This window comes from Bradyrhizobium sp. USDA 4532 (assembly GCF_024171315.1).
Taxonomy (GTDB): domain Bacteria; phylum Pseudomonadota; class Alphaproteobacteria; order Rhizobiales; family Xanthobacteraceae; genus Bradyrhizobium; species Bradyrhizobium australafricanum.
In genome coordinates this window covers 4,786,266-4,798,136 of the sequence record NZ_JALJZN010000001.1, presented here as the reverse complement: position 1 = coordinate 4,798,136, position 11,871 = coordinate 4,786,266, and the positions used below count along the sequence as shown (strand labels likewise).

9 protein-coding genes are annotated in these 11,871 nt (G+C 65.9%); 7 read left to right on the top strand and 2 right to left on the bottom strand.

What is annotated here, in order from left to right; all coding sequences use genetic code 11:
- Positions 1 to 148: 148 nt before the first annotated feature.
- A complete protein-coding gene (locus tag J2R76_RS21930) occupies positions 149 to 1,645 on the top strand; it encodes an aldehyde dehydrogenase family protein (RefSeq protein ID WP_057017888.1) in 1,497 nt (498 codons plus the stop codon).
- Between the two features lie 287 nt (positions 1,646 to 1,932).
- On the opposite strand, the gene J2R76_RS21925 is transcribed toward J2R76_RS21930, so the two are convergent.
- Positions 1,933 to 2,316 carry a winged helix-turn-helix domain-containing protein gene (locus J2R76_RS21925; RefSeq protein ID WP_016846469.1) on the bottom strand — a complete coding sequence of 128 codons (384 nt, stop codon included), beginning with the start codon at positions 2,314 to 2,316 and terminating at the stop codon, positions 1,933 to 1,935.
- Positions 2,317 to 2,477: 161 nt separating this feature from the next.
- Between J2R76_RS21925 and J2R76_RS21920 the strand changes: the two genes are divergently transcribed.
- The 3 genes from J2R76_RS21920 to J2R76_RS21910 all read left to right on the top strand — a co-directional run bounded on the left by J2R76_RS21920 (position 2,478) and on the right by J2R76_RS21910 (position 5,978).
- Positions 2,478 to 3,605 (top strand): alkene reductase, encoded by a 1,128-nt coding sequence (locus J2R76_RS21920; protein WP_076827617.1) that lies wholly within the window; start codon positions 2,478 to 2,480, stop codon positions 3,603 to 3,605.
- Between the two features lie 62 nt (positions 3,606 to 3,667).
- Positions 3,668 to 4,183 carry a GFA family protein gene (locus tag J2R76_RS21915; protein WP_076827615.1) on the top strand — a complete coding sequence of 172 codons (516 nt, stop codon included), beginning with the start codon at positions 3,668 to 3,670 and terminating at the stop codon, positions 4,181 to 4,183.
- Positions 4,184 to 4,313: 130 nt separating this feature from the next.
- Positions 4,314 to 5,978 (top strand): thiamine pyrophosphate-binding protein, encoded by a 1,665-nt coding sequence (locus J2R76_RS21910; RefSeq protein WP_141339597.1) that lies wholly within the window; start codon positions 4,314 to 4,316, stop codon positions 5,976 to 5,978.
- Between the two features lie 246 nt (positions 5,979 to 6,224).
- Here J2R76_RS21910 and J2R76_RS21905 read toward each other — a convergent pair whose 3' ends face one another.
- Complete coding sequence (locus J2R76_RS21905) at positions 6,225 to 7,610, bottom strand: LLM class flavin-dependent oxidoreductase (RefSeq protein WP_076827611.1); 1,386 nt, start codon at positions 7,608 to 7,610, stop codon at positions 6,225 to 6,227.
- Positions 7,611 to 7,848: 238 nt separating this feature from the next.
- On the opposite strand from J2R76_RS21905, the gene J2R76_RS21900 reads away from it, so the two are divergent.
- The 3 genes from J2R76_RS21900 to J2R76_RS21890 all read left to right on the top strand — a co-directional run bounded on the left by J2R76_RS21900 (position 7,849) and on the right by J2R76_RS21890 (position 11,847).
- The gene (locus tag J2R76_RS21900) at positions 7,849 to 9,234 is read left to right on the top strand and encodes a M20 family metallopeptidase (RefSeq protein ID WP_076827757.1); all 1,386 of its coding nucleotides are present in this window, start codon (positions 7,849 to 7,851) and stop codon (positions 9,232 to 9,234) included.
- A gap of 233 nt (positions 9,235 to 9,467) precedes the next feature.
- Positions 9,468 to 10,754, top strand: a complete 1,287-nt coding sequence (locus J2R76_RS21895; RefSeq protein ID WP_076827609.1) for an MFS transporter — start codon at positions 9,468 to 9,470, stop codon at positions 10,752 to 10,754.
- A 247-nt stretch (positions 10,755 to 11,001) separates the two neighbouring features.
- Entirely contained in the window at positions 11,002 to 11,847 is an 846-nt protein-coding gene (locus J2R76_RS21890; RefSeq protein ID WP_057015479.1) for an IclR family transcriptional regulator, read from the top strand.
- Positions 11,848 to 11,871 lie beyond the last annotated feature (24 nt).

Here is an 11,871-nt window from a genome sequence, read left to right as displayed (position 1 = left end):
GTACCATGCACGCACGCGCATGGGAGGTTTTCGTGCGTGCCGCCCTGATCAACGCCGGCTCGGCTTTACGGTTTCGCGTTCGCGCTGTAGAATTCGGGATATAACGCTTCCAAAAGACCTCAGCCGACATTTTACAGGGAGTGCAAACATGGCTGTTTCGCAGGCTGTTCCGATCACGCGCCATCCTTATGCCGATGGCTCCTACAAGAAGATGCTGATCGACGGCAAATGGGTCGACGCCGCCTCCGGCAAGAAGTTCGAGACGCACAATCCCGCGACCGGTGAATTGCTCGCGTCGGTCGCCGAGGGCGATGCCGAGGACATCAACCGTGCGGTCGCGGCGGCGCGCCGCGCGTTCGAAGGGCCCTGGAGCAAGGTGAAGCCGTTCGAGCGGCAGAACATGCTGCTCAAGCTGGCCGAACTGGTCGAAGCCAATTTCGAGGAACTGTCTCAGCTCGACACGCTCGACATGGGCGCACCGATCAGCCGGACCCGCGGCAACCGCCTGCGCGCGCTCGGCATGCTGCGCTACTATGCCGGCCAGGCGACCGCGATCCACGGCGAGACCATCGAGAACTCGCTGCCCGGTGAGATCTTCTCCTACACGCTGAAGGAGCCGATCGGCGTGGTCGGCGCGATCATCCCCTGGAACGGGCCGCTGACCGCCTCGATCTGGAAGATCGGCCCGGCGATCGCGACCGGCTGCACCGTGGTGCTGAAGCCGGCCGAGGAATCCCCGCTGACCTCGCTGCGCATCGGCGAACTCTGCATGGAGGCCGGCATTCCGCCCGGCGTCGTCAACGTCGTGCCGGGCTATGGCGAGACCGCGGGCGCCGCGCTTGCCTCGCATCCGGATGTCGACAAGGTCGCCTTCACCGGATCGCACGTCACGGGCCAGTCGATCATCCGCGCCTCGGCCGGCAACCTCAAGCGCGTCTCGCTCGAACTCGGCGGCAAGTCGCCGGACATCGTGTTCGCCGACGCCGATCTCGACGCCGCGGTGCCCGGTGCGGCGATGGCGGTGTTCGCCAATTCCGGCCAGATCTGCAGCGCCGGCACGCGGCTGTTCGTCGAGCAGAAGGTCTATGACGAATTCGTCGGCCGCGTCGCCGAGTTCGGCAGGAAGCTGCAGGTCGGCAACGGCCTCGATCCCAACACCCAGATCGGCCCTTTGGTGTCGCAGCAGCAGATGGACCGCGTGTCGGGCTATCTCGACATCGGCCAGAAGGAGGGCGCCAAGGCGCTTGCCGGCGGCGGCCGCCTCACCGAGGGCGCGCTGTCGAAGGGCTATTTCGTGCAGCCGACCGTGTTCGCCAACGTGCAGGACAACATGCGTATCGCGCAGGAGGAGATCTTCGGCCCGGTGATCTCGGCGATCTCGTTTAGGGATCCGGACGAACTGATCAAGCGCGCCAACGCCACCACCTTCGGCCTCGGCTCGGGCGTCTGGACCACCAATGTCAGCAAGGCGCACCAGGTCGCCAAGGCGCTGCGCGCCGGTTCGGTCTGGGTCAATTGCTACCAGGCGATGGATCCGGCGGTGCCGTTCGGCGGCTACAAGATGAGCGGCTACGGCCGCGAGTCCGGCAAGCAGCACGTCGAGGAATATCTCAACGTCAAGGCGGTCTGGATCAAGACAGCTTAGGGCTGGTCCCGCTGTTTCTCTTCACCTCTCCCCGCCTGCGGGGAGAGGTCGGATTGCATCGCCAGATGCAATCCGGGTGAGGGGGTACAGGTCTCAACGCTCGGCGTGTTCGCCGAGGGGAGCTCTCCGCTCCAACGCCCGCATGATTTCGGAAATTAGAATAACACCCCTGATTTGCCCGACGCGTCAAGTTGGGTTGTCGAACGCCGGCCGTCGCCGGCTCCTTTGCATGGGGTTGTTTTCGATATTTTCGTAAGCGCCCCAGCGACAGCCGCCGGTTCCTGCGTTCACCGCCCCGCGGCCTTCTTCGGCTTGCCGATGTCGCTGCGCAGCGCCTCGAGATCCTTGCGCACGGCGCTTGCCGCGTCGCGCTCGATCTTGCGGTAGCGCGCCACCAAGGAGAGGCCGAACGGGGTCAGCACCGCGCCGCCGCCATTCTTGCCGCCCGTCTGCCGTTCCACCGCCGCCTGCCGGCAGATGCGGTTGATCTCGTCGACCAGGTCCCAGGCGCGCTTGTAGCTCATGTCCATGGCGCGACCGGCGGCGGAGATCGAGCCGCATTCCTTGATCCGCTCAAGCAGCAGGATCTTGCCCGGCCCGATCCGGTCCTCGGCATCGAGGTCGATGCGGACGCTGAGGGAGGGGAGCGATGAGGCGCTCGATTTCGACATGGGAGACCTGTTCTCGTGGCAACAGATTGCCACTACCCGCTTTCATGAACAAGATGAACTCGTTAGATAACGGGCATGATCCGGAAAAGTGGGTACCGGTTTTCCGGGCGGATCATGCCCGGACTACAACGGGAAATGACACAAGATTAATTGGGGCAGGCATGAATCCTCCGTCGCTGTTCTCTCCGCTCAAGATCGGTCCCTACCAGCTCGAACATCGCGTCGTGATGGCGCCGCTGACGCGTATGCGGGCGGCGCGGCCGAGCCTCGCGCCGCGGCCGATCAACGCGGAATACTACGCGCAGCGCGCCACCCCGGGCGGCTTGCTGATCGCGGAGGCCTCGCCGGTGGTCGCGACCGGCTTCGGCAATCCCGGTGTTCCCGGCATCTATAGCGAGGCCCAGATCGCGGGCTGGCGCGAGGTGGTGGATGCCGTGCACGCCAAGGGCGGCTTGATCTTCCTGCAGCTCTGGCACGTCGGCCGCGTCTCGCATTCCTCGTTCCAGCCGGGCGGCGCGCTGCCGGTGGCGCCGTCGGCGGTCGCGATCCCCTCCGAGTTCAAGTGCATGACCGCGGACGGCAAGGTGGTCGATTACGAGACGCCGCGCGCGCTCGAGACCGACGAGGTCGCCCTGATGGTCGAGGCCTACCGGCAAGGCGCGAAGAACGCGCTCGCCGCCGGCTTCGACGGCGTCGAGGTTCACGGCGCCAATGGCTATCTGATCGAGCAGTTCCTGCAGTCGCGCAGCAACCTGCGCACCGACCGGTATGGCGGCTCGATCGAGAACCGCGTCCGCTTCCTGATGGAGGTGACGCAGGCGGTGACCGAGGTCTGGGGCGCCAGCCGCGTCGGCGTCCGGCTCTCGCCCTACGGCATCGCCAATGGCAGCGGCGAGGCCGACCCGATGCCGCTCTACAGCCACGCCATCAAGGCGCTGGACAAGCTCGGGCTCGCCTATCTGCATTTCATCGAGCCGCGCGCCTCGGGCACCGGGCGTGCCGAGGTCGACTGGCAGAACGTGCCGTCGGCGATGGTGCTGTACCGCCCGATGTGGAGCGGCGTGCTGATCACCGCCGGCAATTTCGTCGGCGAAACCGCGCAGAGCGCGGTCGCCGAAGGTCATGCCGATGCGATCGCGTTCGGCCGCTACTTCATCTCCAACCCGGATCTGCCGCGCCGTCTGCAGCGCGGCTATCCCTTGACCAAGTACAACCGCGCCACCTTCTATGCCGGCGAGGAGAAGGGCTACACGGATTATCCCGTGCACGACGAACTGGCGCAGGCGTAACTCTTCGTAGCCCGGATATCGCTTCGCTCGTCCGGGCAACAACGCCTTGATGGGAGACCGCGATGTTTCCGGACGACGAGTTCGAGCCGACCAAGAAGCCAAAGCCGGTGGCGCTGGCGAAGCCCGCGGCCGGCCAATGCCTGTGCGGCAAGGTGCGGTTCGAGATCGACGTGCCGGCGCGCTGGGCCTGGCATGATCACAGCGCCGCCAGCCGCCGCGCCCATGGTGCGGTTTATGCGACCTATGTCGGCAGCTGGAAGAAGCGCTTCCGCATTACGCAAGGCGAAAGCGAGCTGTCGCGCTACGAGGACGCGAAAAGCAAGACCGCGCGCAGCTTCTGCGCCAATTGCGGCACGCCCATCATCTACGAACGCGCGCGGTCGCCGCACATGGTCAACATCCCGCGCGCGCTGTTCTCGGGGCGCACCGGCCGGCAGCCGCTCTATCACATCGCGATCGAGGAACTGCAGGAATGGGCCTACACCGGCGAGCCGCTGGTGCCGCTGAAGGGCTATCCCGGCGTGGTCTGGCAGCGCTCGAAAAAGAGGAAGCGCAGCGCGCGCGAGGGGATGTTCTAGCGAGCGCTTCACCTCAGGCGCGCGCCTGCGGAATGCGGCCATGACCGCTCGCTCGATTGCCCCTCGCGCGCAAGTTTGGTCATCTCCCTTGATCCCCGTCGGCCAACGCGCCGACAGGCCTGGAGGGAACATGAAAAATCGCATTACCGGCCGCTCGGCATTTCTGGCGCTGCTGAAGGATGAGGGCGTCACCCATCTGTTCGGCAATCCCGGCACCACCGAACTGCCGATCATGCACGCGCTGAAGGACCATCCCGATCTCACCTATGTGATGGCGATGCAGGAGAGCCTGGTGGTCGCGATGGCCGACGGCTTCAGCCGCGCCTCCGGCAAGCTGGTCGCCTGCAATGTTCATGTTGCGCCGGGCCTCGGCAACGCGATGGGCTCGCTCTACAATGCCAGCTTCACCGGCACGCCGCTGATCCTGACCGCCGGGCAGCAGGAACAGGGCCACGGCCTGACCGAACCGGTGCTCTACGGTCCGCTGGTGCAGATGGCGACGCCGCTGGTGAAATGGGCGGTCGAGGTGACGCGGCTCGAAGACCTGCCGCGCATCGTGCGCCGCGCCGCCAAGATCGCGACCACGCCGCCGACCGGGCCGGTGTTCATCTCGCTGCCCGGCGACATCCTCAATTCCGAAGCCGGCATCGAGCTCGGCCGCTCCACCCGGATCGACACGCGGGTGAGGCCGTCGGAGGATTCGCTCAAGGCGCTGGCCGCGCGCATCCTGAAAGCGGAGCGACCGGTGATCGTCGTCGGCGACGAGATCGTGAAAAGCGATGCGCTGCGCGAGGCAGCCGATCTCGCCGAGACGCTGGGCTGCCCGGCCTGGCAATCGCCGACTCCTTATGGTTCGCACTTCCTCTCCGAAAGCCCGAGCTTCATGGGCGCGATCGCGCGGCTGCAGAAGGTCGCGCGCGACGTGCTGGCGCCGCATGATCTGCTGATCGCGCTCGGCGGCGATCCGCTGCGGATGTCGGTCTACAGCGAGGTCGATCCGCTGCCGGACGGCCTCTCGATCGTGCAGGTCGGCCTGGTCGACAGCGACCTCGCCAGGAACTATGGCGCCGAGATCGCGGTGAAGGCGGACGTCAAGGAAACGCTGCGCGCGCTGGTGCCGGCGTTGAAGGAGGCCGGCGGCGGCGCGCTGGAGACGCGTGCCAGGCAGGGACTCGCGGCCTTGTTGACGAAGAACTGGGCGGCGAAGCGCAAGGCGCTGGTCGAACAGATCTCGAAGGCGAGTCAGACCTCGCCGATCGATCCGGACTGGCTGGCGTTGCAGGTCGTGGAGGCGATGCCCGACAACGCGATCCTGGTCGACGAGGGCCTGACCTCGTCGCGTCAGATCATTGGCTTGCGGCCGCATCGCGACCGCTACGGCTATCACGCGCTGGCATCCGGCGGCATCGGCTGGGGCCTGCCGGCCGCGGTCGGCGTCAGCCTCGCCAATCCAGAGCGTCCGGTGGTGTGCTATTCCGGCGACGGCTCGTCGATGTATTCGATCCAGTCGCTGTGGACCGCCGCCAATCACAAGCTGCCGCTGACCTTCGTCATCGTCAACAATGGCGGCTACCGCATCATCAAGCAGCGCCTGCTCGCCTTCCACGGCGACGACAACTATGTCGGCATGGATTTCATCGACCCGCCGGTCGATTTCACCGGCGTCGCACGCTCGCTTGGGCTCGAGGCGATCAGGATCACCGACCCGCAAGAGCTGAAGAGCGTGATGAAGTCGGCGTTCAGCCGCCCGGGTGCGAAGCTGATCGAGGTGGTGGTGAGCAATGCGGTGAATTGACTTTTCACGATGCGCTCTCCTCTCACCGTCATCCTGAGGTGCGAGCGGAGCGAGCCTCGAAGGATGCACGGCCCGGCCGATGGCCGTCGATCCTTCGAGACGCGCGCAAGAGCGCGCTCCTCAGGATGACGGGATGGGCAGATGTGTGTGCCGCGTCATTGCGAGGCACGAAGCGACGAAGCAATCCATGATCCCGCATATGCGGAACGATGGATTGCTTCGCTTCGCTCGCAATGACGGCGCGGATCATTCCGCCGCAGCACTCCGCTTCACCCGATACCGTGTCGCCGGATGCGTCGCGTCCAGCCTCGCACGCCCTGCGCCGAACAACTTCTCCCGCAAGGTGCCCTTGGCATACTCCCGCTTGTAGCGGCCGCGCTTGACGAGCTCCGGCACCAGCATGTCGGCGATGTCCTCGAAATCGCCGGGTGAGATCGCAAACGCGACATTGAGGCCGTCGACGTCGGTGTCCTCGAACCATTGCTCGATCTTGTCGGCGACCTGCTCCGGCGTTCCGATCACCACGGGGCCGGCGCCGCCGATGCCGACATGCTCGGCGACCTCGCGCACGGTCCAGACCCGGTCGGGATCGGCGCGGGTGACGTTGTCCATCGCGGAGCGGCCGGCGTCGTTCTGCACGTGCCGGACCTCCTGGTCGAGCGAATAGGTCGAGAAGTCGACTCCGGTCCAGCCCGACATCAGCGCCAGTGCGCCTTCATGGCTGATATGGCTGCGATACTCGGCGTACTTCGCTTGCGCCTCCGCCTCGGTCGGCGCCACCACGACGCACATCATCGAGAACATCAGGATCTCGGCCGCGTTGCGGCCCTTCGCGGCGGCGAGCTCGCGGATCGCCGACACCCGCGGACCGATCACCTTCGCCGACGGTCCCGACATGAACACGCATTCGGCGTGCTCGGCGGCGAACTGCCGGCCGCGCGGCGAAGTGCCGGCCTGGTAGAGCACCGGCGTGCGCTGCGGCGACGGCTCCGACAGGTGGATCGCGTTGAGCCGGTAGTTGTTGCCGTCATGGCGTACCGGATGCACCTTGCTCGGATCGGTGAAGATGCCGCGCGCGACGTCGCGGATCGCGGCGTCGTCCTCCCAGCTGCCTTCCCAGAGCTTGTAGACCAGCTCCATATATTCGTCGGCGAGCTCGTAGCGGTCGTCATGCGCGGTCTGCTTGTCCTTGCCGGCGCCGCGCGCGGCGGAATCGAGATAGCCGGTCACCACGTTCCAGCCGACCCGGCCGCCGGTGAGGTGATCGAGCGTCGACATCCGCCGCGCGAACGGGTAGGGCGGCTCGAAGGAGAGATTGCTGGTGACGCCGAAGCCGAGATTTTCGGTCACCGCGGCCATCGCCGGGATCAGCATCAACGGTTCGTTGGCCGGGGTCTGCGCCGCGTTGCGCAGCGCCGCATCCGGATTGCCAGCATAGACGTCATAGACGCCGAGCACATCGGCGAGGAACAGGCCGTCGAACCGGCCGCGCTCCAGCGTCTTCGCCAGATCGATCCAGTAGGACAGCTTGTTGTAGTCCTTGGTGCGGTCGCGCGGATGGGTCCACAGACCCGGCGACTGATGCGCCACGCAGTTCATGGCAAAGGCGTTGAGCCGGATTTGTTTTGTCATTGTAGAAAACCTTGGTCGAAACCTTGCGCGCCGCTTCGAATGCTGCCCGGTCGATGCCGGGCGTCCCGCTTCAACTTGTTGCGACTTCCCACGTTTTGGCAAGGCCCATTCGCATTTCGCGCCCTTCCGGTCGCGAGCCGATCCCGATAGGTTGCGCCCCTCCAGAAGCATGATCGGGACGCAAAGCATGGCGTTCCGGTGCGATCATGCCAAGACGCGACCGGACGAAGGAACAATCATGGCGACACGGGCCGACGCAATCGCAAAGGTGCGAGAGCATTTTCAATCGGGAGAGTTCTTGAAGGAACTGGACCGCAGGGTCGGCTACCAGACCGAGAGCCTGAATGCCGACAAGGCCGATGCGCTGCGCGCCTATCTGGTGGAGAATCTGCAACCGGCCTTCGCCGAGCTCGATTTCAAGACCCACCTGATCGAGTCGCCGACCGGCCGTGGGCCCTATCTGATTGCCGACTACCAGGAAGACGCTTCGCGGCCGACCGTGCTGACCTACGGCCATGGCGACGTCGTCGACGGCATGGTCGGCGAATGGCGCGACGGGCTCAATCCCTGGCAGACCACGGTCAAGGGCGAGCGCGTCTATGGCCGCGGCACCGCCGACAACAAGGGCCAGCATTCGATCAACATGGCGGCGCTGCGCGCGGTGAAGCAGGCGCGCGGCGGCAAGCTCGGCTTCAATGCCAAATTCATCATCGAGACCGGCGAGGAGATCGGCTCGCCCGATCTGCGCGAGGTCTGCGAGGCGCATCGCGAGGAGCTGAAGGCCGACCTGTTCATTGCCTCCGACGGGCCGCGGCTGTCGGCGGAGCGGCCGACCATCTTCCTCGGCTGCCGCGGCGGCAACCGCATCCATCTCGACGTCAATCTGCGCGAGGGCGGCAACCATTCCGGCAATTGGGGCGGCGTGCTCGCCAACCCCGCCACGATCCTGGCGAGCGCGATCGCGAGCCTGGTCGACGGCAAGGGCCGCATGAAGCTCGAGATCCTGAAACCGCCGCCGATCTCGAACCGCGTCCGCGCCGCGCTCGCCGACGTCGAGATCAAGCCGACGGCGGACGAACCGGCGCTGGCGGAAGATTGGGGCGAGGAGGGCCTGACCGCGGCGGAGCGGCTCTACGCCTGGAACACGCTGGAGGTGCTGGCGATGTCGTCGGGCAATATCGAAAAGCCCGCCAACGCGATTCCCGGCAAGGCCAACGCCGTGCTGCAGCTCCGCTTCGTCGTCGGCACCCGGCATCTCGAGGTGATCGACGCGGTGCGGGACTATCTGCACAACAACGGTTTCCCGATGGTCGAGGTCTCGGGCACGCAGCGCTTTGCCGCCTCGCGCACCGACATGGATAGCCCGTGGATCGACTGGGCGGCGAACTCGATCCGCGCCACCACCGGCAAGGCGCCGGCGGTGCTGCCGAATTTCGGCGGCTCGCTGCCGAACGACGTGTTCTCCGAAGGCCTCGGCCTGCCGACGATCTGGGTGCCGCATTCCTATCCGGGCTGCTCGCAGCACGCCCCCGACGAGCACATCCTGCTGCCGGTGACCGAGGAGGCGCTGACCATCATGGCCGGCCTGTTCTGGGACCTCGGCGAGGCAAAGCACAAGGGATAAGGAGCTGGGCTCGCTTGTTCCCCGTCATTCTGAGGTGGCCGCTTCTTCAGCGGCCCTCGAAGGATCGACGGCCACCAGTGGGGCCGTGCATCCTTCGAGGCTCGCAAGAGCTCGCACCTCCAGCGACAAAGGCGAAGCCTTTGCGCGCGGATGACGGGGAAGACGTGGATGGCCGGGTCAAGCCGGCCATTTCGAGTTGAAAAGCTGGTGCCTTCACCGGCAAGGAAAATGTAATGACACTATCAACTTCGGCGGACGCTCAGCGCGCAACAGCGGTCGACAAGAAAAACATCACCCGCCTGATCGTCGCGACTTCGGTCGGCAATGCGCTCGAATGGTACGACATCTCGGTCTATGCCTATTTCGCGGTGTATCTCTCCAAGGCGTTCTTCCCGGCCAATGATCCGACCACCTCGCTGCTCCTGACCTTCGGCAGCTTCGGCCTGTCGTTTCTGATCCGCCCGATCGGCGGCGTCGTGCTCGGCGCCTATGCCGACCGGCACGGCCGCAAGGCCTCGCTGATGCTGTCGATCGTGCTGATGACGCTGGGCACGCTGGTGCTGGCGCTGATGCCGACCTATCAGACCATCGGCATCCTGGCGCCGATCGCGGTGCTGCTGGCACGGCTGGTGCAGGGCTTTTCCGCCGGCGGCGAGTTCGGCTCCTCGACTGCGTTCCTGGTCGAGCACATGCCGGAGCGGCGCGGCTTCGTGGCGAGCTGGCAGTTCGCGAGCCAGGGCGTCAGCGGGCTGCTGGGCGCGGGCTTCGGTGCACTGCTGACCTCGCTGATGAGCCCGGAGGATTTGCAGTACTGGGGCTGGCGGCTGCCGTTCCTGTTCGGCGTCCTGATCGGCCCGGTCGGCATCTACATCCGCAACCACGTCGACGATGCGACCCCGCCGCCGGCGGCGAAGAAGGAATCGCCGGTCAGGGAAGTGTTCGCGCGGCAGAAGCTCGCCACGATGCTCGCGATCGGCGCGCTCGCGGTGTCGACCGCGGTCAACTATTTGATCGTCTACATGCCGACCTATGTGGTGAAGACGCTCAACCTCGCGCCATCGGTCGGCTTCATCGCCTCGTTCGCCGCGCAGACCGCGGTTGCGCTGCTGGCGCCGATCGCAGGCATGGTCTCCGACAAGATCGGACGCACCACCCACATGATCCTGTTCGCGCTGCTGTTGCTGGTGTCGATCTTCCCGGCCTTCCTCCTGCTCACCGGCAAGCCGACGCCGATGATCATCCTGATCGGCGTGCTCTGGCTCGGCGTCCTCAAGTCGCTGTATTACGGGCCGCTCGCCGCGCTGATGTCGGAACTGTTTCCGGCGGCGACGCGTGCGACCGGGCTCGGTCTCAGCTACAATATCGGCGTCACCTTGTTCGGCGGCATGGGGCCGGCGATCATGACCTGGATGGGTGGCTTCGCGGCGATCGGCGAGCTCGCGCCGGGCTACTATCTCACCGCGGTCTGCATCCTCAGCCTCTGCGCGCTGTTCACGATCCGCAGGCTGCGGCTGGCGTAGCGCATGATCCGAAAAAGTGCGAAGCGGTTTTTCGAAAGGATCATGCTAACCGCATCAGATTTCGTGATGCGAAATTCAAATATCCTCATTGTTGCACAGCAGCGTAGATAGTCGAAATCAAAGTTTCATCTGACGAAAGTATACGGTGTCCGGCGCACGTCATCCGTCCTAGGATGATTTCGGCCGGGCGCGCATCTTCGTCCTGCCCGGTTCAGGATTTGGAATTGACGGCAAGGAAGGCCAGGGCATGAACGCCTCCACGACTGCGACCGCACGGACCAGCCGCAAGAGGCCACTGCCGGAGCCGGGCCAACCCGACAAGTTCAACGCGATCCAGAAGGTGTGCGCGATCCTGCGCGTGCTGGCGCAGCGCTCGCCGTTGCGGCTCACCGACATCGCCGACTCCACCTCGCTGAACAAGGCGACCGCGCTGCGCATTCTCAACTCGCTGATCGAGGAAGGCTTCGTCAGCCGCGTCGCCGGCGCCAAGACCTATGAGCTCGGCCAGGAGGCGCGGGTGATGGCGGTCGGCGCGCGCCGTTCGGTCGACATCGCCGAGCTGGCGCAGCCGAGCCTGCTCCGGCTGTCGGAGCGCTCGGCCGATACCGCGCTGCTGTCGGTGCGATCCGGCGTCGAGGCGCTTTATCTGGCGCGCTCGGTCGGCAACCATCCGCTGCAGCCGAACTATCTGCAGATCGGCAGCCGCCGTCCGCTCGGTGTCGGCGCCGGCGCGCTGGCGCTGCTGGTCTGGCTGCCGGATGCCGAGATCGAGGCTGTGATCGAGGTGATCGTGCCGCGGCTGGCGAAATCGCCGCGCATCACGCCAAAGTTCCTGCGCGAGCGGATCGCCATGGCGCGCAAGGCCGGCCACACCGTGCTGATCGACGCCGCGTTCCCCGGCATGGGCGGCGTCGGCGTGCCGGTCCGCGACGATGCCGGCGAGGTGGTCGCCGCACTCTCGATCGGCGCCGCGTCCGACCGCATCCGTCGCCGCGAAGGCGAGCTCGCCGACATGCTGAAGAAGGAAGCCCAGGTGCTGGCCCGCGCGCTCGCCCAGGCGCCGAAGAACGGGCGTGCGGCGAAGGTCGGTTGAGCTGCCGCTTCGCCTCTCCCCGCG

Bases quoted from the DNA above. Each gene is read 5' to 3' on its own strand.
- J2R76_RS21930 (WP_057017888.1), top strand. From the start codon at position 149: ATGGCTGTTTCGCAGGCTGTTCCGATCACGCGCCATCCTTATGCCGAT.
- J2R76_RS21925 (WP_016846469.1), bottom strand. From the start codon at position 2,316: ATGTCGAAATCGAGCGCCTCATCGCTCCCCTCCCTCAGCGTCCGCATC.
- J2R76_RS21920 (WP_076827617.1), top strand. From the start codon at position 2,478: ATGAATCCTCCGTCGCTGTTCTCTCCGCTCAAGATCGGTCCCTACCAG.
- J2R76_RS21915 (WP_076827615.1), top strand. From the start codon at position 3,668: ATGTTTCCGGACGACGAGTTCGAGCCGACCAAGAAGCCAAAGCCGGTG.
- J2R76_RS21910 (WP_141339597.1), top strand. From the start codon at position 4,314: ATGAAAAATCGCATTACCGGCCGCTCGGCATTTCTGGCGCTGCTGAAG.
- J2R76_RS21905 (WP_076827611.1), bottom strand. From the start codon at position 7,610: ATGACAAAACAAATCCGGCTCAACGCCTTTGCCATGAACTGCGTGGCG.
- J2R76_RS21900 (WP_076827757.1), top strand. From the start codon at position 7,849: ATGGCGACACGGGCCGACGCAATCGCAAAGGTGCGAGAGCATTTTCAA.
- J2R76_RS21895 (WP_076827609.1), top strand. From the start codon at position 9,468: ATGACACTATCAACTTCGGCGGACGCTCAGCGCGCAACAGCGGTCGAC.
- J2R76_RS21890 (WP_057015479.1), top strand. From the start codon at position 11,002: ATGAACGCCTCCACGACTGCGACCGCACGGACCAGCCGCAAGAGGCCA.